This is a genomic window from Streptomyces sp. NPDC048560 (assembly GCF_040650955.1).
Lineage (GTDB): Bacteria > Actinomycetota > Actinomycetes > Streptomycetales > Streptomycetaceae > Streptomyces.
In genome coordinates, this window is the sequence record NZ_JBEZIJ010000012.1 from 282,876 (window position 1) to 306,133 (window position 23,258).

Annotated in this window: 18 protein-coding genes and 1 pseudogene; 6 read left to right on the plus strand and 13 right to left on the minus strand. The window is 70.7% G+C overall.

Annotated elements, in window-relative coordinates:
* Nucleotides 1–164 precede the first annotated feature (164 nt).
* From AB0C82_RS29855 to AB0C82_RS29865, 3 genes are all read left to right on the plus strand, one after another.
* The gene (locus AB0C82_RS29855; RefSeq protein ID WP_362847855.1) at nucleotides 165–1,793 is read left to right on the plus strand and encodes an acyl-CoA synthetase; all 1,629 of its coding nucleotides are present in this window, start codon (nucleotides 165–167) and stop codon (nucleotides 1,791–1,793) included.
* 381 nt (nucleotides 1,794–2,174) lie between these two features.
* Complete coding sequence (locus tag AB0C82_RS29860) at nucleotides 2,175–3,239, plus strand: right-handed parallel beta-helix repeat-containing protein (protein ID WP_362847858.1); 1,065 nt, start codon at nucleotides 2,175–2,177, stop codon at nucleotides 3,237–3,239.
* 35 nt (nucleotides 3,240–3,274) lie between these two features.
* Nucleotides 3,275–4,351, plus strand: coding sequence for a methyltransferase (locus AB0C82_RS29865; protein WP_362847860.1), 1,077 nt, complete (start codon nucleotides 3,275–3,277; stop codon nucleotides 4,349–4,351).
* A gap of 78 nt (nucleotides 4,352–4,429) precedes the next feature.
* On the opposite strand, the gene AB0C82_RS29870 is transcribed toward AB0C82_RS29865, so the two are convergent.
* The 7 genes from AB0C82_RS29870 to AB0C82_RS29900 form a co-directional block, all read right to left on the minus strand.
* Nucleotides 4,430–4,762, minus strand: a complete 333-nt coding sequence (locus tag AB0C82_RS29870) for a TcmI family type II polyketide cyclase (protein WP_362847862.1) — start codon at nucleotides 4,760–4,762, stop codon at nucleotides 4,430–4,432.
* A gap of 13 nt (nucleotides 4,763–4,775) precedes the next feature.
* Entirely contained in the window at nucleotides 4,776–5,255 is a 480-nt protein-coding gene (locus AB0C82_RS29875) for an SRPBCC family protein (protein ID WP_362847865.1), read from the minus strand.
* Nucleotide 5,256: 1 nt separating this feature from the next.
* Nucleotides 5,257–5,514: an acyl carrier protein gene (locus tag AB0C82_RS29880; RefSeq protein WP_362847866.1), complete on the minus strand. Its 258-nt coding sequence runs from the start codon at nucleotides 5,512–5,514 to the stop codon at nucleotides 5,257–5,259.
* A gap of 16 nt (nucleotides 5,515–5,530) precedes the next feature.
* On the minus strand, nucleotides 5,531–6,781 hold the full coding sequence (locus tag AB0C82_RS29885) for a ketosynthase chain-length factor (RefSeq protein ID WP_362847868.1): 1,251 nt from the start codon (nucleotides 6,779–6,781) through the stop codon (nucleotides 5,531–5,533).
* On the minus strand, nucleotides 6,778–8,046 hold the full coding sequence (locus AB0C82_RS29890; RefSeq protein WP_362847871.1) for a beta-ketoacyl-[acyl-carrier-protein] synthase family protein: 1,269 nt from the start codon (nucleotides 8,044–8,046) through the stop codon (nucleotides 6,778–6,780). The genes AB0C82_RS29885 and AB0C82_RS29890 overlap by 4 nt, the downstream gene beginning before the upstream one ends.
* Nucleotides 8,043–8,477, minus strand: coding sequence for a cupin domain-containing protein (locus AB0C82_RS29895; protein ID WP_362847874.1), 435 nt, complete (start codon nucleotides 8,475–8,477; stop codon nucleotides 8,043–8,045). Before AB0C82_RS29895 ends, AB0C82_RS29890 begins: the two co-directional genes overlap by 4 nt.
* 76 nt (nucleotides 8,478–8,553) lie before the next feature.
* Complete coding sequence (locus tag AB0C82_RS29900) at nucleotides 8,554–9,678, minus strand: SchA/CurD-like domain-containing protein (RefSeq protein WP_362847877.1); 1,125 nt, start codon at nucleotides 9,676–9,678, stop codon at nucleotides 8,554–8,556.
* Nucleotides 9,679–9,943: 265 nt separating this feature from the next.
* Between AB0C82_RS29900 and AB0C82_RS29905 the strand changes: the two genes are divergently transcribed.
* Complete coding sequence (locus tag AB0C82_RS29905; protein ID WP_362847880.1) at nucleotides 9,944–11,590, plus strand: FAD-dependent monooxygenase; 1,647 nt, start codon at nucleotides 9,944–9,946, stop codon at nucleotides 11,588–11,590.
* Between the two features lie 28 nt (nucleotides 11,591–11,618).
* Here the strand turns inward: AB0C82_RS29905 and AB0C82_RS29910 are convergent.
* A pseudogene (locus AB0C82_RS29910) lies at nucleotides 11,619–12,996 on the minus strand (alpha/beta hydrolase).
* Nucleotides 12,997–13,202: 206 nt separating this feature from the next.
* Between AB0C82_RS29910 and paaK the strand changes: the two are divergent.
* Nucleotides 13,203–14,489, plus strand: coding sequence for a phenylacetate--CoA ligase PaaK (gene paaK, locus AB0C82_RS29915; RefSeq protein ID WP_362847883.1), 1,287 nt, complete (start codon nucleotides 13,203–13,205; stop codon nucleotides 14,487–14,489).
* A gap of 28 nt (nucleotides 14,490–14,517) precedes the next feature.
* On the opposite strand, the gene AB0C82_RS29920 is transcribed toward paaK, so the two are convergent.
* The 3 genes from AB0C82_RS29920 to AB0C82_RS29930 all read right to left on the minus strand — a co-directional run bounded on the left by AB0C82_RS29920 (nucleotide 14,518) and on the right by AB0C82_RS29930 (nucleotide 17,838).
* Nucleotides 14,518–15,291, minus strand: a complete 774-nt coding sequence (locus AB0C82_RS29920) for a class F sortase (RefSeq protein ID WP_362847886.1) — start codon at nucleotides 15,289–15,291, stop codon at nucleotides 14,518–14,520.
* A gap of 161 nt (nucleotides 15,292–15,452) precedes the next feature.
* Nucleotides 15,453–15,953 (minus strand): sortase, encoded by a 501-nt coding sequence (locus AB0C82_RS29925; protein WP_362847888.1) that lies wholly within the window; start codon nucleotides 15,951–15,953, stop codon nucleotides 15,453–15,455.
* A 385-nt stretch (nucleotides 15,954–16,338) separates the two neighbouring features.
* The gene (locus AB0C82_RS29930) at nucleotides 16,339–17,838 is read right to left on the minus strand and encodes an acyl-CoA synthetase (protein ID WP_362847891.1); all 1,500 of its coding nucleotides are present in this window, start codon (nucleotides 17,836–17,838) and stop codon (nucleotides 16,339–16,341) included.
* Nucleotides 17,839–17,989: 151 nt separating this feature from the next.
* Between AB0C82_RS29930 and AB0C82_RS29935 the strand changes: the two genes are divergently transcribed.
* A complete protein-coding gene (locus tag AB0C82_RS29935) occupies nucleotides 17,990–20,401 on the plus strand; it encodes a penicillin acylase family protein (protein ID WP_362847894.1) in 2,412 nt (803 codons plus the stop codon).
* A 72-nt stretch (nucleotides 20,402–20,473) separates the two neighbouring features.
* Here the strand turns inward: AB0C82_RS29935 and AB0C82_RS29940 are convergent, their stop codons facing one another.
* Together AB0C82_RS29940 and AB0C82_RS29945 are read right to left on the minus strand one after the other, a co-directional pair.
* A complete protein-coding gene (locus AB0C82_RS29940; RefSeq protein ID WP_362847897.1) occupies nucleotides 20,474–22,024 on the minus strand; it encodes an acyl-CoA synthetase in 1,551 nt (516 codons plus the stop codon).
* A complete protein-coding gene (locus AB0C82_RS29945) occupies nucleotides 22,021–23,130 on the minus strand; it encodes a nitronate monooxygenase family protein (protein ID WP_362847900.1) in 1,110 nt (369 codons plus the stop codon). The genes AB0C82_RS29940 and AB0C82_RS29945 overlap by 4 nt, the downstream gene beginning before the upstream one ends.
* Nucleotides 23,131–23,258: the final 128 nt, after the last annotated feature.

Sequence of the window (23,258 nt, forward strand, 5' to 3'; positions counted from 1 at the left end):
CTGCCTCCAGTCTCAAGACCTAGAACAGGTTGCAGTAGGAGTGGCCGCAGTTCAATAGTTTTCTGACAGTCAGTCAGATTGGCTTGTGCCTCCTCTTCCCACTTGCGCCGGTCGGCGCTCTAATGACGGCCGAGCGGTCAGTCACCCCGGGGTCAGGAGGAACGGTGGAGTACAACCTTGCCGACCTGTTCGAGTCGGTCGTCGACGCCGTCCCGGAGCGCGAGGCGCTCGTCTACCTCGACCATCCCGGCACGGGCGCCGAGCGCCGTCTGCGGTACGGCCAGCTGGACGCGGCCGCCAACCGGATGGCCCATCACCTCCTCGACGCGGGTATCCGCCCGGGCGAGCACCTGGGCCTGCACCTCTACAACGGCATCGAGTACCTCCAGACCGTGCTGGGCTGCCTCAAAGCCCGCATCGTGCCGGTGAACGTCAACTACCGCTACGTGGAGGAAGAGCTGGTCTACCTCTACCGGGACGCCGACCTGGCCGCGCTGGTGTTCGATGCCGAGTTCGACGAACGGGTGACCGCGGCCGCTCCGCAGGCGCCGAAACTGCGCCATCTGGTACGCGTGGGCGAGCCGGCGGCGGACAGTCCGGGGCCACTCGGCGCCGTACCGTTCACGCAGGCGGAAGCGGCCGGCTCCCCCGGCCGTGGCTTCGCGCCGCGCTCGGCCGACGACCTGTTCATCATCTACACGGGCGGCACCACCGGAATGCCGAAGGGCGTGATGTGGCGCCAGGAGGACCTCTTCTTCTCCGGACTCGGGGGCGGCGCTCCGACGGGCGAGCCGGTGAAGACGCCGCAGGAGCTGGCCGAGCGGGTGGCCGCGGGCGGTGATGGCATCACCTTCTTCCCCACTCCCCCGCTGATGCACGGCACCTCCACCCTCACCGCCTTCATCGGGTTCAACTTCGGCCAGCGCGTCGTCATCCACCGCAAGTTCGCGCCGGAGGAGGTGCTCAGGACGATCGAGAAGGAGAAGGTCACGAGCGTGTCCCTGGTCGGCGACGCGATGCTGCGCCCGTTGATCGACGCGCTCAAGGGACCCCTGCGAGGCGTCGACTGCTCGTCGATGTTCTCCGTCTCCAGCTCCGGCGCGATCATGTCCGACTCGGTGCGCGCGGAGTTCCAGGCACTCGTGCCGACCGTGATGCTGCTCAACAACTTCGGTTCCTCGGAGTCCGGCTTCAACGGCACCGCGACAGCGGACTCGGGACCGGCCCGGGGCTTCCGGGTCCAGGTCAACTCCCGTACGGCAGTGGTCGATCCGGCGACGCACGAGCCGGTCACACCCGGCGAACCGGGGCGGATAGCGCAGCGTGGTCATGTACCGCTCGGCTACTACAACGACCCGGTCAAGACGGCGGAGACCTTCTTCATGAGGGGCGAGGAACGCTGGGTGCTGCTGGGCGACATGGCGACCGTCGACGACGAGGGCATCGTGACCGTCCTGGGGCGCGGGTCGCAGTGCATCAACACCGGCGGGGAGAAGGTCTACCCGGAGGAGGTCGAGCAGGCGCTCAAGTCCCATCCGGACGTGTACGACGCCCTGGTCGCGGGCGTGCCCGATGTCCGGTGGGGCAACCGGGTCGCCGCCGTACTCCAACTGCGCGAGGAGGCCGGAGCCTTGGACCTGGCCGCCGTGCAGGCGCACTGCCGGACACGGCTGGCCGGGTACAAGATCCCCCGCAGCGTCGTGCTCGCCGACCGCATACGGCGTTCACCGAGCGGCAAGGCGGACTACCGGTGGGCCAAGGCGGTCGCGGCGGCCGACGCCCCGCAGGACTGAAACGCGCTTCGATCCCGGCAGGGCGCCCGGAACCGGCCCATGGCGTGCCGACACGGGGCCGGCGCGCCGACGGTTCCCCCGGGGCCCACCAGGCCCACGTCGGCGAGCCGGGGAGCGCGGCGCCGGGGAAGCCTTGCGGCCCCGCTCCGGACGCGGGCCCCTCGCCCGACCTGCTCATGTACGAGCGGGGAGCCTGGTCCGCTCACCGGATGCGGGCAGGCGACGGTCCGGCACAGGCGGTCGATGCGGGGCGGCGACGGGTCCGGCACAAGCCGTTGATGAGCGCGGACGGCGGGTCCGGCGTAAGCCATTTAGGCACGCCATGCACTCACCAGATCACCCTGTGTGGCCGCGGGGAGGGATCACCCATAGCTTCGAATCATGAAGAACAAACACCTCACATGCCTGGCCGGCATCGTGCTCGCCGCGGCCACGGGGCTGAGCGTCGCCGCCCCGTCCTCCTCCGCAGCCGTCGCAGGCGGACACGTGGTCCGTCCGGGCGAGTCGATCCAGAAGGCCGTGGACGCCGCGCGGCCGGGCGACACCATCGTCGTACTGCCCGGGACCTACCGAGAGAGCGTCCTGATCACGAAGCCCGGCCTCACCCTGCTCGGCACCGGGAGCAGGACCGTCATCAGGCCGGGTGCCGCGACCGGAAACGTCTGCGCGACGGCCGGGAACGGCATCTGCGTCCTGGGTGCGTCCGGCAAGCCCGTCGACGACGTGAGCATCCGCTCGCTGACCGTCTCGGGATTCAAGAAGAACGGCGTCTGGTCCTCCTGGACCGACCGGCTGACCGTCCGCAAGGTGACCTCCACGAACAACGGCACGTGGGGCATCGGGCAGGAGCGCTCCACCCGGGGTGAGTTCCTGCACAACACCGCGCGCGAGAACGGCGACGCGGGGATCTTCCTCGCCAACACGGTCGACGCGGAGGCCGGGGCCACCGACACCCTCGGGGCGGAGATCCGGGACAACACCCTGACCGGGAACCGGATCGGCGTCACCGCCCGGCGGGTCAGGAACCTCACGGTCCAGGACAACCTCATGACCGGCAACTGCAGCGGCGTGTTCGTCGTCGGCGACGAGTCCAGGCCCCGGGCCGGCGCGATGACCATCCAGGACAACCGCATCATCGCGAACAACAAGTTCTGCCCCGCGAACCCCCGGCTGTCGGCCATTCAGGGAACGGGCATCGTCCTCACCGGGAGCGAGGACACGACCGTGCGCTCGAACCTGATCCGGAACAACGTGGGCTCCACGCCGCTCTCGGGCGGGATCGTCCTGGTCAAGAGCTTCGTGGGCGCCCCCAACACCGGCAACTCCATCACCGACAACGTGGTGGAGGACAACCAGCCGGCTGACCTGGCCGACCGGGACACCGGGACGGGCAACACCTTCGTCCGCAACCAGTGCGGGACGTCCGAACCGGCAGGCATGTGCTGACGCGTGATCCGCTGCACGAGAGGAACCGAGACGGTATGACCACCGTGAGCCCCACCACCACGAGCACCACCACCCAGACCGATCCCCCGCCCCCCGCGCCCGCCCCGCCACCGGCCATGCGGCTGAGGGAGCTCGCCTTCGGGGCGGCCTGCGCCGCAGCCGTACGAGCGGCCGCCCGGCTGCGGGTCGCCGACGCGCTCGGGGAATCGCCGGCCGGCGCGGAAGAGCTCGCGCGACTGGTGAACACCGAGCCCGTACCCCTGCGACGGCTGCTCCGTGCCCTGTGCTGCTACGGCGTCTTCACCGAGACCCCGGACGGGAAGTTCGGTCACACGGACATGTCCCGGCTGCTCCGCGAGGACGACCCGAACAGCCTGAGGTACATCTCCCTGTGGTGCACGGAGCCCTGGACCTGGGAGGTCTGGCCGCGACTGGACGACGCCGTCCGTTCCGGCACGAGCGTCTTCCCCGAGACCTTCGGCAAGGGGTTCTTCGACTACCTCCACCAGGACGCGGCCGAGTCGGCCCACGTCTTCAACCGGGCCATGACCACGTCCAGCATGCAGTCCGCGCTGGATGTCGCCGAGTTCCTCGACCTCACCGGGGTCTCCGCCGTCGCCGACATCGGCGGCGGCCAGGGACACGTGCTCGCGAGTCTGCTGGAGAAGCACCCCCAGGTCCGCGGGACCCTGCTCGATCTGCCGGGCGTGGTCGCGAAGGCCGATGCCCGGCTCCAGGGCGACGGCACGCTCGCCGCGCGGGTGCGCATCGTCGCCGGGGACTGCCGCGAGGACATCCCGGTCGAGGCCGATCTCTACATCATCAAGAACATCCTGGAATGGGACGACGACAGCACCCGCAGGACCCTGCGCAACATCGTCGCCGCGGCCCGTCCGGGCGCCCGGGTCGTGATCATCGAGAACCTCGTCGACGACACGCCGTCGATGAGGTTCACCACCGCCATGGACCTGCTGCTGCTCCTCAACGTCGGCGGGGCGAAGCACTCCAGGGACAGTCTGGTCGGCCGGCTGTCGGACTCCGGGCTGCTCGTCGGTGAGGTCCGTCCGGTCAACACGTACCTGCACGCGTTCGAATGCGTCGTCCCCGGCTGATCTCCGCCGCAACATGCCGCAACACACTGAATCGCCCCTGTCCCGGCGCTTGTGCCGGGACAGGGGCGATCCGGTGTGTCACGCGGTGCCGTCGCGCTGCCAGCTGTAGAACTGCTGGGCCATCGCGTCCTTGGGACCGCGCCATGTCTGCGGGTCGTAGGGGCTCACGAAGGCGGTGAGCTTGTCGCTGATGTCCTTGAACGCCGGGTGCTCCGTCACCTTGGCGATCGCCGGACCCGGAGGCTTGTCCGATTCGATCAGGTGCAGGTACACGTCGCCGAACTGGAACAGGGTGCGCCGGGTGACCCCGACGAGGTGCGGCAGTTCGGTGCTGTCGGAGGCCGCGAACAGTTCAGCGATGTCCGGCGCCGAGTCAGGCGCCATACGGGCGACGATGAGACCGTGATGCATCGGGGGATGCCTTTCAGTTCGCCGTGACCGAGGCGGTGCGGCGTTCCCGGTCCCGCTCCTCGATCTTGTCCCGGATGAGTTCCATCTGGATGCGGGAGTTGCGGTTGATGTTCTCCGTCATCCACGCGTCGTCGACCGGAGCGTCGGGCCTCATCGCGAAGTCCTGGGTCCAGTGCATCTTCGTGCCGCCGGGGACCTCCGAGTACTCCCAGTGGATGTCCATGTGCTGGAACGGCCCCGGCTCGACGCGACGGGCGCGGACGGTGCGCGCACCACGGTCGGTGGTCCGCTCCGAGACCCAGCTCCACACCTTGCCGTTGTCGTCGGGGTGCATGGTCAGGCGGAAGGTCGTCTTCTGACCCTCGCGCGAGATCACCTCGACCGACGCGTACTCGCTGAAGAGCCGCGGCCATTCCTCGAGGTCGTTCGTCACGTCCCAGACGAAGTCCAGGGGTGCGGCGATGGTGATGTCGTTCTCGGTGTGTCCGGACACGTCAGGCTCCTGCCACGAGGGTGTTGTTGACGAGGTCGAGGAATTCGCGGGGCGACTTGCACCGGTCGGCGTCGGCCGGCAGGGGCCGGCCGTACCGGTTCTCCAGGACGGCCACGATGCCGAGGAGTCCCAGCGAGTCGAGGCCGTACTCCTCGAAGGCGGTCGCGGGCCGGCTCTCCATCTGCTGCGGATCGACGGTGACTCCTGCACCGGCCTTCATCAGCGCGGCCAGTTCCTCGTAGGTCAGTTGAGCGTTCATGAGGGGTTTCTCCTTCTCACGACGGGATGGCGACGGGGTGTCGCAGTACGAGTGCCGAGTTCGAACCCATGAGTCCCCGGCTCAGCACGAGCGCCGTACGCAGTTCCGCGGGGCGGGCGCGACCGGTGACCACATCGAGGTCGTGGCAGACGTCGAAGACGTTCGGAGTGGGCGGAACGAGGCCGTGCTCCATGGCCAGCACGGCGGCGGCGGTGTCCAGTACGGGCGCGCCGCAGTAGGCACGGCCCGTGCCGGTCTTGGGCGCCGTCACGGGTACGCGCCGTCCGTGGGCGCCGAGGGCGTCCGCGATGGCCAGCGCTTCGGCGCGGTCGGCCGCCGGTACGCCGAGCGCGTCGGCGAAGACGACGTCGATCTCCTCCGGCGCACAGCCCGCTTCCCTCAGCGCCCCGGTGATCGCCCGGGCGAGACCCTCCCGGGAGTGCTCCCATCCGGAGGTACCGGTGAACGTCGCCGCGTGGCCGGCCAGTTCGGCCCGGACGTCGGCCCCGCGGTCGCGGGCCGCCGCCTCCTCCTCGACCACCAGCATGGCGCCGCCCTCGGCCGGCACGAAGCCGCAGGCGTCCGCGGTGAACGGGCGGTAGGCGCGCGTCGGGTCCTCGCACGTGCTGAGGTCCTCGTACCCGAGCTGGCAGACGACCGAGTACGGGGCCAGAGGCGCCTCGGCCGCACCGACGACGACAGCGCCCGCACCTCGGTGGATGGACCTGGCTGCGTGCATGAGTGCGTCGAGCCCGCCGGCCTCGTCGCTGGCCACCACCGCGCAGGGGCCCTTGAACCCGCCGCGGATCGAGATCTGGCCGGTGCTCGCGGCGTAGAACCAGGCGATGGACTGGTAGGGGCCGACGTACCGGGATCCCTCGCCCCACAGCCGTTGCAGTTCGCGCTGTCCGAACTCCCCGCCGCCGGATCCGGCGGCGGTCACCACGCCCACGCTGAACGGCGAGTCCTCGTAGTCGGCGCGGCCGAGCCGGGCGTCGGCCAGGGCGAGGTCCGCCGCGGCCATCGCGTAGTGCGTGAACCGGTCGGTCTGCACGAGGTAGCGCTCTTCGATCAGCGCGTCGGCGTCGAAGTCCCTCACCTCGCCCGCGACGCGCAACGGCAGGTGCTCGCATCCCTCGCGGGAGACCCGGTCCAGGACGCTCAGACCTTCCTGCGTCCCCTTCCAGAAGGCACCGGTGCCTGTCCCGTTGGGAGCCACGACACCGATTCCGGTGACGACCGATCGCCGCTTCTGTCCGGTGCTCAATGGGTCCTCCCAGCGGGACGGGTCAGGGCCACCGCGGACTGGAAACCGCCGAATCCGCTGCCCACCGATAGGACGCTGCGCAGCTTCAGGGGACGTGCGGTGCGGGGCACGTAGTCGAGGTCGCACTCGGGGTCGGGGGTCTCGTAGTTCGCCGTCGGCGGCACCGTCTGATGGACCAGGGCCAGCACGCAGGCCGCGATCTCGATCGCCCCGATGGCGCCGAGCGAGTGACCGACCATGGACTTGATCGAACTCATCGGCACCTTGTGGGCGTGTGTGCCCAGTGCCCGTTTCACCGCGGCCGTCTCGTGCCGGTCGTTCTGCTTGGTGCCCGAGCCGTGCGCGTTGACGTAGTCGATCCGGGTGCCGTCCATCCGGGCGTGGTCGAGGACCGAGTTGATCGCCTCGGCCATCTCCAGACCTTCGGGGGTCAGCCCGGTCATGTGGTACGCGTTGCCGAAGGTGGCGTAGCCCACGATCTCGCAGTACACGGTCGCGCCACGGGCGCGGGCGTGTTCCAGCTCCTCCAGGACGAGGACGGCTCCGCCCTCACCCATGACGAAGCCGTCCCTGCGGGCGTCGAAGGGCCGGGAGGCGTGCTCCGGGTCGTCGTTGTTCGGCGAGGTCGCCTTGATGGCGTCGAAGCACGCCACCGTGATGGGGGTGATCGGCGAGTCCGACGCCCCGGTGACGCACACGTCGACCCGGCCGTCCTCGATGGAGTGGAAGGCGTACCCGATCGCGTCGAGGCCGGAGGTGCAGCCCGTCGACACGGTCTGCACCGGGCCGTGGGCGCCGACCTGCTCGGCCACGGCCGAGGCGAGGGTACTGGGCGAGAAGGCCCGTTCCAGGTGGCGGCCGGCGGGGCGGGGGTCGACGTCCCAGCGCGCGCCGCTCTCGCTGACGGCGACGTAGTCGTGCTCCAGTCGGGTGGTGCCCCCGACCGCGGTGCCCAGGGACACCCCGATACGCCAGGGGTCCTCCTTCTCCAGGTCGAGTCCGGCGTCGTTCAGGGCTTCCCTGGCGGCCACCAGGGCGAACTGGACGTACCGGTCCGAGCGTGCGACCTGCTCCTCGTCGAGACCGTGCGCCGCCGGATCGAAGTCGCACTCGGCGGCGATACGCGAGCGGAACCCCGCGGGGTCGAAGAGTGTGATGCCCCGCGTCGCGGTGCGGCCGTTGGCGAGGAGATCCCAGAAAGCCGGCACGCCGATCCCTCCGGGGGCGACGACGCCCACTCCGGTGACCGCCACGCGCCGGGTCATGAAGCGGTCTCGGATCGTTCCGGACGCGCGCCCAGCCCGGCGGTCTCGGTCTCTTCGGTGTCGACGTGACCGAGCTCCGGGCGGGGGGCGAGCGGGCCGAGGTGGAAGACCATGCGCGCTTCCACGTCGCCCACGTTGCGGAAGCGGTGGCGCACGTGCGGGGGGATCAGCAGACCCTGGTCGGCACGCATCCGGTGCGGCTCACCGTCGAGGTCCACCTCGAGGAGGCCGCTCACGACGTACACGAACTCCTCCGAGTACGGGTGGTAGTGCTCGCCGATGCGGTCGCCCGGCTCGATGATGGCCAGGCCCATGAAACCGCTGGTGGCACCCACCGCCGTGGGCGTGAGCACGGCGCGCAGATCGCCTCCGCGCCTGCGGTTCGGCTCGGTCTCGCTCAGGTCGACGATGCGAGGTCGGAACGTGGTCATAACTGCTCTCCTTCGGGCCCGTAGCGGGCGATGGCGACGGTGGTGAGGCAGCCCCCCTGGCGTCCCGGCGCGCGGCTCAGGACTCCGAGGCCCTGCGGTCGGTGATCAGGCGCATCTCGGACTGTGCGAGGAACCGCACGGCTTCCCGCTCGGACATCGGGACGCCCTCGTTCGCGCTGTCGTCGAGGAGACGTCCCAGCACGGCGGCCTTACGGTCACCGTCGACGCCGAGCACCTGGGCGGGCTGGTCGGCGATCGAGCCGCTCACCTCGAGCAGACGGACGACGATGTCGTCGCGCTGGAAGATGGTGCTGCTCTCGATGGGGCTGGTCGGGTCGTCGGCGGCGTCCTCGTCCTGCCCGGCGAGCAGCCGGGCGAGAGCCGTGCCGCAACCCTCCTTGGCCTGGTAGAACAGCGCGTGCCGGTCGACGTCCTGGGGATCGTGACGGCCGGCCGCGACGTAATGCACGGTCGGGAGCGCCGCCCGGGTGAAGAACATCCGGGCCGAGTCGGGATCGGAGAGGTCCCGGTCCTGTTCCAGGTACGGGTTGATGGCTTCCTCGACGGCCCTGACCTCGGGCTGCCGGGAGACGTGCCGCAGCGCTGCCAGGAGGTCACCCTCGACCTCCACGGCCCGCACGACACGGTTTCCGTGCATGAAGAGGGAGGTGCGGCGCAGCCGGGTGTTCTCGTCGACCCGCGCCTTCGGGGGCTCGTAGTCGGCGAGGATCTTCGCGACGGACTCCTCGCTGCCCGGCTTGACGGTGAAGGTGAGGGCGTGGCGCACCACGCCGTCACCCAGCCGCGGGGCGGACTGGAGGCGGCCCTTGGCCGGAGCGGGGGCCCCCTCTGCGGCGCCGCCGGTCTCCCGCAGGACGCTGAAGCGCAGGGACCGGGTGTCCCGTACGCAGCTGTGCAGCGGCTGGACGATCTGGACGTGCTCCTCGCTGTTCACCCAGGCGAGGAAGGGCGGCGCGCTCTCCCATTCGCTGGTGATGAGCCACTGCGAGGGGTTCTCGATGGACTGGCACAGCTGGTCGCTGATGTGTCCGGGCACGGACGCGATCTGGTTGCGCATGTGCTCGTAGGCCTCCAGGAACTGCTTCTGGGCGCCGTCGTAGAGATCCAGCAGCAGGATGACCCGGAGCCTGGAGCCGTCGAACGCGGACTGCGAGATCCGTTCCGAGAGGGTCGATGTCATGTTTCAGCTCTCCTTCGAGACGGTGCCGTGGCCACGTCCGGTGGCACGAGCTCGACCGTCGTATCCAGTGGAGCCGGAGAGGGACCGCTCCGGCCGATGCGTACTTCCCGCCTCGCACATCGCGGGCAACGCCCCCGTCATGTGATCGTGAGGCGCTGGTACGGGTGGCGCCAGAAATATGTACCGTTCAGGTGAGTCGACGTCCGAAACGCTCCTACAAGGGCATGGACACTGCATCCGCAGAGCGTCCGAGCTGGAGCAACTGATGAACGAAAACGAGAACGTCGACCTCCGCGTACCGGTCCTCATCGTGGGCGGCTCCCTGGTGGGTCTGTCCGCCTCACTCTTCCTGGGCAGGCTCGGCATCGAGCACCTGCTCGTCGAGAAGCACTCGGCCACCTCGAAGCACCCGAGGGGGCGGGGCAACAACGTGCGCACCATGGAGCTGTTCCGCACCGCCGGAGCCGAGCCCCGGATCCGGGACGCCGCTTCCGTCCTCGCGGCCAATCACGGCATCCTGCAGGCCGGGTCGCTGACCGGCGACGACCAGGAGTGGCTGTTCAAGGAGATCGACCCCGGTGGCGCACTCGCGCGCTTCAGTCCCACCGGCTGGTGCCTGTGCAGCCAGAACGACCTGGAACCGGTGCTGGTGGCCCAGGCCCGCGAACAGGGGGGCGATCTCCGGTTCTCCACGGAGTTGCTCTCCTTCGACGCGGACGGGACCGGAGTCACCGCGGTGGTGAAGAACCGGGAGTCCGGGGAGCACAGCACGGTGCGCGCGGACTACCTCATCGCGGCCGACGGGCCTCGCAGCCCGATCCGCGAGCAGCTGCGTATCGGCCGGTCGGGGCCCGGTGACCTCTTCCACAACGTGAGCATCACCTTCCGGTCCCGGCAGCTCGCCGCGGTGGTGGGCGAACGGCGCTTCATCGTGTGCTACCTGACGAACCCGAAGGCGGAGGGTGCGCTGCTGCCGGTGGACAACGAGGAGCAGTGGGTGTTCCACGCGCCCTGGCAGCCCGACCGGGGTGAGACGCTGGAGGACTTCACCGACGAGCGGTGCGCCGAGCACATCCGCACGGCGATCGGTGCCCCCGGTCTCGACGTCGAGATCAGCGGCAAGGCGCCGTGGCATGCGGCGGAACAGGTCGCGGACCGGTACGCGTCAGGCAGGGTCTTCCTCGCCGGGGACTCGGCCCACGAGATGTCCCCGACCGGCGCGTTCGGTTCGAACACCGGTATCCAGGACGCACACAACCTCGCCTGGAAGCTGGCCGCCGTGCTCGACGGTGCGGCGGGCCCCGGGCTGCTGGAGACGTACGAGGCGGAGCGCCTGCCGGTGGCGAGGGCGACGAGCGCGCGCGCGTCGGCCCGCTCGGGGGAACACAGCCATCCGGGATACGCCGCCGCACCCGCACCGGGCGCGGGCGGCGGGAAGAAGGGCGGGATGCTCACGGTCGCGCTGGGATACCGCTACGTCCGGGGCGCGGTCGTGGGCGCCGATCCCGCACTGCCCGTGGTGCCCGAAGGCATGGCGCTGACGGGCGGACCCGGTACCCGGGCACCGCATCTGTGGGTCCTGCGGTCCGGCGAGCGGAAGTCCACCCTGGATCTGTACGAAAGGTCCTTCGTCCTGCTCTGCGACGCCCGGGACGCGGCGTGGCGACCGGCCGCGGCACGCGTCGCCGACCGGCTGTCGGTGCGCCTCGACGCCTTCGGTGTCGGTTCCGGACCGGGCTGCGACCTGGAGACGGAAGGCGGGGCCGACTGGGCGGAGGCGCACGGCACCACTGCGGGCGGGGCCGTTCTGGTACGCCCGGACGGCTTCGTGGCCTGGCGGGCGACGGAGGCCGTGGCGGACCCGGAGGCGACGCTGCACGAGGTCATGGCCGCGGTGCTGAGCCGGGACTGAGCCGAGCCCAGCCTGACCTGATGAGGTCTCACGCCAGGCCGAACGACCTCAGCGCCGCGAGGAATTCGTCCGGCCGGCCGGAGTGGACGAGATGACCCTCGTCGATGGTGACGAACCGGGCGCCGGGTATCTGCTCCGCCATCCCGGCGAGCCGGTCCTGCGCAATGTGACTGCGGGGACCACCACCGACGACGAGTGTCGGCGCGGTGATCTCGCCGAGGCGCTCGCGCCCCGCCGGATCGGGGTCGTTCAGCTGGGCGTCGATGGACGGCACGACCGGCCAGTCGAATTCCAGCTCCCCGTGGGGCCGTTCGAGGAGCGGGCGAGGCGGGTCCAGGGGATGGAGTGGCGGCGCCTCCTCGATGACGAGTCTGCCGATCAGTCCCCGTTCCCGCTCCGCGAGCAGATAGGCGGCGACGCCGCCCATCGAGTGCCCGACGACCGTGGCACCGGACAGGTTGCGGGCCTCCAGGAACGCGTGCAGGTCGTCGCGGAACAGTTCGAAGGAGTAGCGGCCGGTCCACTCGCTGAGGCCGTGCCCCCGGAAGTCGAAGGCGTACACCCGGTGGTCGGCCGCGAGCCCTTCGGCGATCACCGTCCAGTCCCGGCTGCTGCCGCAGCGCCCGTGGGCGAGCACGACAGGCGGCGCCGTCGGCTCGCCCCAGGTGCGGTACGCGAGCCGTATCCCGCCGGCCTGCACGTTGCTGACCCGGGGGTCGAGGAACGCGCGGACGGTCCGGGCGAAGGCGCCCGGGTCGTCGGTCCACGGGAAGTGCCCCGCACCCCGCTGCACCACGTACTCGCCGTGCGGGAAGAGGGCCGCGAGCTGGGCGGCGCGGTCGGGGGTCGCGTCCTCGTCGAGCTCCCCCGCGAGGACCAGCACCGGCGCCTTGAGCCTGCGCAGCGCGGCGACGGTGGATGCGGGCCCCCCCTCCCCCAGGGCGGCCCACGCCTCGGCGTACCAGGGTTCCGGGCCGCGCGGCCCGGGGGCACCGGGCCGGATCCCGTCGGTGGCCGCGGTTCCGACGGCGGGGGTGAGGGGCGCGACGAAAGTAAGTGTGAGCAGCCGGTGCGGGTACCGGGCGGCATAGCGCGCCGCCGGATTCCCGGCCGCGGAGTGGGCCAGCAGATCGATCCGTTCCAGCCCGAGGTGTTCGCGCAGCGCCTCGACGTCGTCGACGAGCAGGTCGTGGCGGTACGCAGCCGGGCCGTCCAGGGCGGCAGGGTCGCCGGCGCCGCGCAGATCGGGCAGAACCAGCCGGCGCGCGGCGGAGAGCCCGCCGAGGTCTCCGAGGGGGCTGCCGGCCGGTGTCGGACGGCCAGGCAGGCAGGCAGATCAGCGGCTCGCCCTCCCCCACCAGCCGGTAGGCGAGTCGGGTCCCGTCGTACGCGTGGAAGATCGGCATGGGTGCCATCCAAACAGGGCGCGCCGCCGTTCCCGGCTGTCCGCCGGGCCCACACGGACGAAATGCGCGACTTCCGCACGGCTGTTCAGGCACGTCTGCTCGTAGCGAACCGTCTTCCCCTTGCCACGCCCCCGGCATCCTGAATTACTGCTCCCAGTGGGAACGACCGAATGATCGGTCGCCTGTGCAAGGAGAGGATCATCCGCATGACGGCTCTGCTGGACGCAGCGGAACGACTCGGCCGCGACGAGCTGGAGGCGCTGCAGCTGGAGCGGCTGCGGGACACGCTGCACCATGCGTACGAGAACGTCGCGTTCTACCGTGCTGCCTTCGACAAGGCCGGGCTGCGGCCCGAGGACTGCCGCACACTCGCCGATCTCGCCCGCTTCCCGTTCACGGCCAAGGCCGATCTGCGCGACAACTACCCCTTCGGCATGTTCGCCGTGCCGGAGGACCAGGTGCGACGGATCCACGCGTCCAGCGGGACCACCGGGCGGCCCACCGTGGTCGGCTACACCGCCCGAGACCTCGACACCTGGGCCGATGTGGTGGCCCGGTCGATCCGGGCCGCCGGAGGCCGTCCCGGGCACAAGGTGCACGTGGCTTACGGGTACGGGCTGTTCACCGGCGGTCTCGGGGCGCACTACGGCGCGGAACGGCTCGGCTGCACGGTCATCCCCGCGTCCGGCGGCATGACGGCACGCCAGGTACAGCTGATCCAGGACTTCAGGCCCGAGATCATCATGATCACGCCGTCGTACATGCTGACGCTCCTCGACGAGTTCGAGCGCCAGGGCGTGGATCCGCGTGCGACGTCGCTGAAGGTCGGTATCTTCGGCGCCGAGCCGTGGACCGAGGCAATGCGCCGCGAGATCGAGGAGCGGTTCGCGATCGACGCGGTCGACATATACGGACTGTCCGAGGTGATGGGCCCGGGTGTCGCGCAGGAGTGCGTGGAGACCAAGGACGGCCTGCACATCTGGGAGGACCACTTCTACCCGGAGGTGGTTGATCCGTTCACCGGCGAGGTGCTGCCCGACGGGGAGGAGGGCGAGCTCGTCTTCACCTCGCTCACCAAGGAGGCCATGCCGGTGATCCGGTACCGGACCAGGGACCTGACGCGGCTGCTGCCCGGTACGGCCCGGGTCTTTCGCAGGATGGAGAAGGTCACCGGGCGCAGCGACGACATGGTGATCCTCCGCGGGGTGAACCTGTTCCCGACCCAGATCGAGGAGATCGTGCTGCGCACGCCGGGGGTGGCCCCGCACTTCCAGCTGCGGCTGACGCGTCAGGGGCGGCTTGACGCGCTGACGGTACGCGCGGAGGCCCGTGCCGATGCCACTCCGGAGGAGCGGGCCGCCGCCGCGCTGTCGATCGCGGCGGCGGTGAAGGACGGGGTCGGGGTGTCGGTCGGGGTCGAGATCCTGGATCCGGAGTCGTTGGAGAGGTCGGTCGGCAAGATCAAGCGGATCGCCGACCTGAGGGATGCCTGACCCTGGCGACGCGTCCTGAGGACAGCCTTCAGGATGCGCGCCCCTTCACCGCGGTCAGCGTCGCGTAGACCACGACGTTGCTCTCGTATCCGGTCTTCTTGTCGTAGCCTCCGCCGCAGGTGATCACCCGCAGTTCCGGTCGCGGGGAAGGGCCGTAGACCTTCTTGTCCGGGAAGTCCTTCTTGGCGTAGACCTCCACGGCGCGGACCGTGAACACGGCAGTGCGCAGGTCCGCTCGGACGACGTCGATGGTGGCGCCCTTGGCGAGGGAGCCGAGAGCGTGGAAGACGCCTGGGCCGACGCGCGTGTCGACATGCCCCGCTACGAGGGCCGTCCCCACCGAGCCGGGAGACGTGCCCGCGGCGTACCAGCCGGCGAGGGCGGGGTTGTCGACCGGTGGGGGCTCCAGCGCCCCTGCCGCGTCGAGCTTCAGCTTCATCATGAGGGCGTCCACGCGGATGGCGGGGATGTGGATCCGTACGGGATCCGACGGGGGCAGCGGCTGGACGGCGGGGGGTGCGGCCAGGGCGGTGCGGCTCGGAGCGGGACGTACCGGAGCCGTGAACAACTGGGCGACGGAGGACCGCGCCGGCTGGATGGCGGGGGGCATGACCGAGCCGCTCCGGCTCGGAGGGGCAACCACGGGCGCGGTGAACGCCTGGGACGTCGAGGGCTGCGGCGGCTTCTCGTCGCGTGTCCCGCTGATCACCAGCGCGGTACCCACCAGCAGTGCCACGGCCAGATGCTTGACCGAAGGGGTGAACGAGTGGGGTGACGTGCCGGTCGTACGCCCGTTTTCCATCGTGTGTGAGCCTCTGCTTCGCAGCGGGTGGGGTGGTGGGGCCCGGTGCGCCTGTCGGTTCGCGCCGGGGCCCGCGAGGCCCGGCACGAACCGGGCGCCGGACCTTCGCGGCCCCCGGACGGACACGGCGTCCGGGGGCCGGCGGAAGGAATCGGCGTCCGTCAGGTCCGGACGCCGCTCATGCGACGGCGCACCCTGATCACGCCACCGGCCGCGGCTCCGGCGATCAGTACACCGCCCACGGCCAGTTGGGTGCCCTTGTCCGTGGCGGCCCCGAAGCCGGCAGCGACCGCTCCGCTCGGGATCCGGTCGGTGACCTTGTACGTACCCGTGATCTTGATCCGCGGCGGGCACTTGAGGATGACGGTGTCGACTCCCGCCTCGGCCTCCAACGGGATCTTGAACGTACCGACGAGCTCTCCCTTGCGGTCCCCCTTGAACAGGTGGAACGCGCCTGCCACCTCCGACGTGCCCTTGCCGTATGTCTCGGAGCCGCAGGCCCTGGTGGAGACGGTGACCGTGGAGCCCGGGGAACCGTTCCCCGAGCGGATGTGCATACCTGAGTCACTGGCGGGGCTGCCGACGGCGACAGCCGCCGGGACCGACAGACCGAGGGCACCGATGACCAGACCGATGCCCGCACCGATTCGTGTGTTGCGCATGTTGCTCCTCCAACGGGTGCAGGGGCCGGCCTGTCTGCGCGGCGCCTCTGCTGTGCTCCGTATCCGAGGCAACCGACAGCCCGTCACATCCGCAACAGGACGTGACGGCGCACATGTCACTCCGTCAGGCGCAGCAGCTCCCTGCTTGCGCAGGTCACCGGCACGGAGACCCGCAAAAGGGGGACATCACCGGAGGGACGGCGAACGGGCTAGGGCCTGTCGTCCGGTTCGGGCCGGGCATCTGCGGGCCCACGGATGCCGGCGGTCACACAGGACGGTCCGGCGCCTCGCCGGAACGCGGCTCCGGACCGGTGCGCCACGGGCCGCGGCGGTCTTCCCGAGCGGCCGTGAGGGCTGTCCCGCGATCCCTGGCGGGGGACAGCCCTCAGGCGAACCGGTCGCGCAGTTCCCTCTTGAGGATCTTTCCGCTGGCGTTGCGCGGGAGTTCGTCCACGAACAGGACCCTCTTCGGGGCCTTGAAGTGGGCGAGCTTCTCGCGGGCGTGCGCGAGCAGTTCGCTCTCGGTCGCCTCCCCGCGCAGTACGACGACGGCGGTGACGGCCTCGATCCAGCGGTCGTCGGGCAGTCCGACGACCGCCGCCTCGGCGACGGCCGGATGGGTGTAGAGCGCGTCCTCCACCTGCCGGGAGGCGACCAGGACCCCACCGGAGTTGATGACGTCCTTCACCCGGTCGACGACCGTGTAGAAGCCCTCGGCATCGCGGACCGCCAGGTCGCCGGAGTGGAACCAGCCGTCGCGGAACGCCTCCGCGGTCTCCTCCGGCTTGTCCCAGTAGCCGTGGCAGAGCTGCGGGGAGCGGTAGACGACCTCGCCCGCCGTGCCGTCGGGGACCTCCTTGCCGTCCTCGTCGACCACGCGCGCCTCGACGAAGAGCACCGGGCGGCCGCAGGAGTCCATCCGCCCCTCGTGCTCGTCGGGGCCGAGGACGGTGGCGAGGGGGCCGATCTCGCTCTGGCCGAAGCAGTTGTAGAAGGCGAGGCCGGGCAGCCGTTCCCTGAGCCGTTCCAGTACGGGCACCGGCATGATGGACGCCCCGTAGTACGCCTTGCGGAGTGCGCCGAGGTCCCGGGTGGCGAAGTCCGGGCGGTTGGCGAGCCCGATCCAGACGGTGGGCGGGGCGAAGAGGCTGTCCGCCTGCCCGGCCTCGACCAGGTCGAAGATCCGGCCCGCGTCCGGGGCGTCAAGGATGGTGTTCTCGGCGCCGACCGCGAGGTACGGCAGCAGGAACACGTGCATCTGGGCCGAGTGGTAGAGCGGCAGCGAGTGCACCGGCCGGTCAGTCGCGGCGAGCCCGAGGGCGGTGACGGCGCTGACGTACTCGTGCACCAGCGCACCGTGCGTCATCATCGCGCCCTTGGGCAGGGCGGTGGTCCCGGAGGTGTAGAGCAGCTGGACCAGGTCGTCGGCGGCCGGCTCCCGCTCCGGGGTGAACGGGAGGGGCGTGCTCAGCCGGTCCAGGAGCGAGTCCGGGGCGTCGCGCAGCGCTCGTACGGAACAGGCGGCCGGGAGCCGCTCCGCGAGGGCGGGGTCGGTGAGGACCAGCGCGCTGCCCGACTGGTCGAGGATGTACGTCAGGTCGTCACCGGTGAGGTTCTGGTTGACGGGGACGTGCACGAGCCCGGCCCGTGCGCAGGCGAGGTAGCCGATCAGGTAGACGTCGGAGTTGTGCGCGTACGCGGCGACCCGGTCGCCGGGGCTCAGACCGTGCTCGCCGGTGAGGACGGCGGCCGCCGTGCTGATCGCCGCGTCAAGCGCCTCGTAGGTCCAGATCCGGTCCGCGTACCGCACGGCGGTGCGTCCGGGGGTGCGCCGTGCGCTGCGGGTCACGACGCCGTCGACTGTGCTGCTGCGTACACCTGTCATGGCGCGATCCTGAGCGGCCTCGTGCCGGTGGTCAAGACCCGGGATACCGACCAGACGGTTGACAGGTACATGGGTGTGCTGGCTGAGTGGCGCATGGCTGCCCGGATGCCCCGGGCAACCGCTCTTCTCGCCCGCACAGTTGGGAGGACCCTTGCCCCTCCGTAATCGTCTGAGACTCCTCGCGGTCTCCGGCCTCGCCCTGTTGACCGTCTCGGCGTCGCTGCCACCGGCCGCGGCCGGCACCTCGCCGAGCCGGCACCCTTCGGGCGGTGGCCTGTCGGCCGTCGTCCGGTACACCGAGTACGGCATCCCGCACATCGTGGCCAGGGACTACGCGAATCTGGGCTTCGGCACCGGGTGGGCGCAGGCGGCGGATCAGGTGTGTGTCCTGGCCGACGGGTTCCTCACGGTGCGCGGCGAGCGGTCGCGGCAGTTCGGCGCGGACGCCGCGCCCGACGGCTCCCTGTCGTCCGCGACGAAGAACCTCTCCAGCGACCTGTACTTCCGTGGGGTGCGGGACAGCGGGACGGTGGAAGAACTCCTGAAGCTGCCCGCTCCGCAGGGACCGAGCCGCGACGCGAAGGAGATGATGCGCGGCTGGGCGGCCGGGTACAACGCGTGGATCGCGCAGAACCGGATCACCGATCCGGCCTGCCGGGGGGCGTCATGGGTGCGCCCCGTCACTCAGCTGGACGTCGCGGTGAGAAGTTTCGCCCTGTCGGTGCTGGGCGGGCAGGGGCGTGGGATCGACGGGATAACGGCGGCCACGCCGCCTGCCGCCACCGCCGTCGCCCCGGCTGTCCGGCCGGACGACGCGGCCGAGGCGGCGCAGCGTCTGCTGTCCACGCAGAACGCCGACATGGGCTCCAACGCAGTGGCGTTCAACGGCGCGACGACGGCGAACGGGCGCGGGCTGCTGCTCGGTAATCCGCACTACCCGTGGCAGGGCGGGCGCAGGTTCTGGCAGTCGCAGCAGACGATCCCGGGCGAGCTGAACGTGGCGGGGGCCTCGCTGCTGGGCTCCGCGACCATGTCCATCGGGCACAACGCGAACATCGCGTGGAGCCACACGGTCGCGACGGGCGTGACGCTCAATCTGCACCAGCTGACCCTCGATCCGGCCGACCCGACCGTCTACCTCGTGGACGGCAGGCCGGAGCGGATGACGAAGCGTACGGTCACGGCGCCCGTGAAGGACGGCGCCCCGGTGACCCGTACCCAGTGGTGGACCCGGTACGGCCCGGTCGTCACCGCGCTGGGCGCCGGGCTGCCGCTGCCGTGGACGGCGACGTCCGCGTACGCGCTCAACGACCCCAACGCCACGAACCTGCGCGCATCCGACACCGCGCTCGGCTTCAGCAGGGCGCGCACCACGGCCGGCGTCGAGGCCGCGTTGCGCCGGACGCAGGGCCTGCCGTGGGTGAACACGGTCGCCGCCGACTCCTCGGGGCACTCGTTCTTCTCCCAGTCGCAGGTGCTGCCACGCATCACCGACGACCTGGCGCAGCGCTGCTCCACCCCGCTCGGCAAGGCCACCTACCCCTCGTCGGGTCTCGCCGTGCTGGACGGTTCGCGGAGCGAGTGCGCGCTCGGCTCGGACCCGGACGCGGTGCAGCCCGGCATCTTCGGACCGGGACGGATGCCGACGCTCAAGGACACCTCGTACGTCGAGAACTCCAACGACAGCGCCTGGCTGACCAACGCCGGGCAGCCGCTGACCGGCTACGAGCGGGTCTTCGGTACGACCGGGACGCAGCGGTCGATGCGGACCCGCGGGGCGATCGAGGACGTGGCGGCCATGGCGGAGAAGGGGCGGCTCACCGTCTCGGACCTCCAGCGCCAGCAGTTCGCGAACCGGGCGCCCGCCGGTGATCTGGTCGCCGCCGACCTCGCGAAAGCCTGCGCGGCGCTGCCCGGCGGGGTGGCGAGGGGCGGGAACGGCGCCCTTGTCGATGTCTCGGCGGCGTGTCCCGTCCTGCGGGCCTGGGACCGGAGCGTGGACACCGGCAGCCGGGGCGCGTTGCTGTTCGACCGCTTCTGGCGCAAGGCGAGCGCCGTGCCCGCGGCCCAGCTGTGGAAGGTGCCCTACTCGGCCGCCGACCCGGTCCGCACGCCCCACACCCTGAACACGTCGGCTCCGGGCGTCACCGCGGCCCTCGCCGACGCGGTGACGGAGCTGCGGACCGCCGGAATGGCTCTGGACGCGCCGTTGGGCGGCCACCAGTTCGTCGTACGGAACGGGAAGCGCATCCCGGTCGGCGGCGGAACGGAGTCGCTGGGGATCTGGAACAAGACCGAGCCCGTGTGGAACGCGGCAGGCGGCGGCTACACCGAGGTCTCGGCCGGCTCCAGTTACATCCAGGCGGTCGGCTGGAACGGCAGCGCGTGCCCGGTGGCGCGCACGCTGCTCACGTACTCCCAGTCCTCGAACGCGGCGTCGCCGCACTACAGCGACCAGACGGAACTGTTCTCGGGTGAGCGCTGGGTGACGTCCCGCTTCTGCGAGAGGGACATCGCGCGCTCGCCGGACCTGCGCGTGGTGCGGGTGCGCGAGGGCCGGTAGCCGCTCGGCCATGCGTACGCAAAGGACCCGTCCGGCGCCGAGGCGCCGGGCGGGTCCTCGTCGGTCAACACGTCACATGGCGCGCGCGTGGCCCTCCCAGTACGGTTCGCGCAGTCGGCGCTTGTAGAGCTTGCCGTTGGGGTCGCGGGGCATCGCCTCGACGAAGTCGACGCTCTTGGGCCGCTTGTATCCGGCGAGCCGCTCTTCGCAGTGGCCGAGGATCTCGGCGGCGAGTGCGTCGCCGGGCTCGTGGCCCTCGGCCGGTTCGACGACCGCCTTGACCTCTTCCCCCCAGTCGGCGTGCGGGATCCCGAAGGCCGCCGCGTCGGCCACGGCAGGATGGGTGAGGAGTGCGGCCTCGATCTCCGCGGGGTAGATGTTGACGCCTCCCGAGATGATCATGTCTATCTTGCGGTCGCGGAGGAAGAGGTAGCCGTCCTCGTCGAGGATGCCGAGGTCGCCGACGGTGAAGAAGTCGCCGATGCGGTTCTTCGCCGTCTTGGTCTCGTCCTTGTGGTAGCTGAAGCCGCCCGTGCTCATCTTCATGTAGACCGTGCCGAGTTCACCGGCCGGAAGGCGGTTGGCCTCGTCGTCGAAGACGGCCAGCTCACTGATGGGCCAGGCCCTGCCGACCGTGCCGGGCTTCTTCAGCCACTCCTCCGCCGTGACGAACGCGCCACCGCCCTCGCTCGCCGCGTAGTACTCCTCGACACACCGGCCCCACCAGTCGATCATGGCGCGCTTCACGTGGTCCGGACAGGGCGCGGCCCCGTGGATGGCATGGCGCATCGCCGACACGTCGTAGCGCTCACGCACCTCGGCGGGCAGGGCGAGCAGCCGGTGGAACTGGGTCGGCACCATGTGGGTGTGTGTGCAGCGGTGGGTGTCGATGGCGCGCAGCATGTCCTCCGGAGCCCACCTGTCCATCAGGACGAGGGGGTGTCCGATGTGCAGGGAAGCGCCCGCGAACTGGAGTACGGCCGTGTGGTAGAGCGGCGAGCAGACCAGGTGGACGTTGTCGTCGAACGGCCGGATGCCGAAGATGGCGAGGAATCCGCCGAGATGGCTCTCCTCCGGGAGCTTCCCGGAGAGCGGCCTGCGTATGCCGCGTGGGCGGCCCGTGGTTCCCGACGTGTAGTTCATGACCCAGCCGAGGGTGCGGTCGTCGGGCGGGGTGTCAGGCTGTCCGTCGAGCAGTTCCTCGTACGGGCGGAATCCGGCGGGCGCGCCGACGGCGAAGCGGTGGCTCGCGGGCAGCCCCGCCTCGTCGGCGGCGGCGGTCGCGGCGGTGGCGAAGCGCTCGTGGGCGATCAGTACCCTGGCGCCGGAGTCGGAGACGATCCAGGCGATCTCCGCGCCGACGAGGTGGTGGTTGACGGGCACGAGGTAGAAGCCGGCCTGGCTGGCGGCCAGGTAGGCGGTGAAGAACTCGGGACCGTTGGGCAGGACCACGGCGAACGCGTCACCGCGGCCCAGTCCTGCGGCCCGCAGGCCGTGGACCATCCGGTTGGCGGCGGCGTGCAGCCGGCCCGCCGTCCAGCGCTCGCCGTCCGGTGCGACGAGGACCGTACGGCCGGGGTCGGCTGCGGCCTGGGCCCAGAATCCGTTGGGGGGCTGGTTCACCGGGCGCTCCGTCCGGCGATGCGGTTGATGCGGTCCACGGCGCGTTCGAAACCGCGGGTCAGGTCGTCGAAGACGGCCTGGACACTGCGCTCGGTGTTCATCGATCCGACGATCTGGCCGACCGGTGTGCCGAGCAGTGACCCGATCTCGTACTTCTGGATTCTCGACACGGCGTCGGCGACGAGGAGGCCCTGGAGCGGCATGGGCAGGGTGCCGGGTCCTGCCTGGTCGTCCCAGGCATCGGTCCATTCGGTACGCAACTGGCGGGCGGGCTTGCCCGTGAGGGCTCGGGAGCGGACGGTGTCGCCGGAGCCCGCGTCGAGGAGTTTGCGGGTCAGCGCGCGGGAGTGGAGGTCGGCCTCCTCGGTGGTGAGCCAGAGGGAACCGAGCCAGACGCCCTGGGCTCCGAGTGCGAGTCCGGCGGCCACCTGTTCGCCGCTGCCGATGCCTCCGGCGGCGAGTACGGGGAGGGGGCCGACGGCGTCGACGACCTCCGGCACCAGCACCATGGAGGCGATCTCACCGGTGTGGCCACCGGCCTCGTACCCCTGCGCGACGACGATGTCGATGCCCGCCTCGGCGTGCCGGCGGGCGTGCTTGGCGCTTCCGGCGAGCGCGGCGACGAGGACGTCGTGGGCGTGGGCGCGCGCGATGACGTCGGCGGGCGGGGAGCCCAGCGCGTTGGCGAGCAGTCTGATCGGGTATTCGAAGGCCACGTCCAGCTGGTTGCGGGCCACTTCCTCCATCCAGCCGGTGATACGCCAGCCGGATGCCTCGCCCTCCGCGAGTTCGGGCACCCCGTGTTCGGCCAGGACCTTCCGGACGAAGCGGCGGTGCCCCTCGGGGATCATCGCCTCCACGTCGGCCTCCGTCACCCCCTCGACCTTCTTGGCCGGCATGACGACGTCGAGGCCGTACGGCTTGCCGTCCACATGGGCCGTCATCCAGTCGAGGTCGCGCGCGAGGTCGTCGGGAGCGGTGTAGCGCACCGCCCCCAGTACGCCGAGTCCGCCCGCTCTGGTGATGGCCGCGGCCACGGCGGGGAACGGCGTGAAGCCGAAGATGGCGTGCTCGATCCCCAGGTTCCTGCTCAGCTCCGTCTCCATGGGCGGCAGGATGCCGCAGCCGGGCGGGCGAGGGAAGAGGTTTTCTGACGTTGTGTCAGATTCTTTGTTCCGTCAGGGGCGTACGGGGCGTGGGCGGTGACAGTAATCTCTGCGGCGGCAGGAAGTTT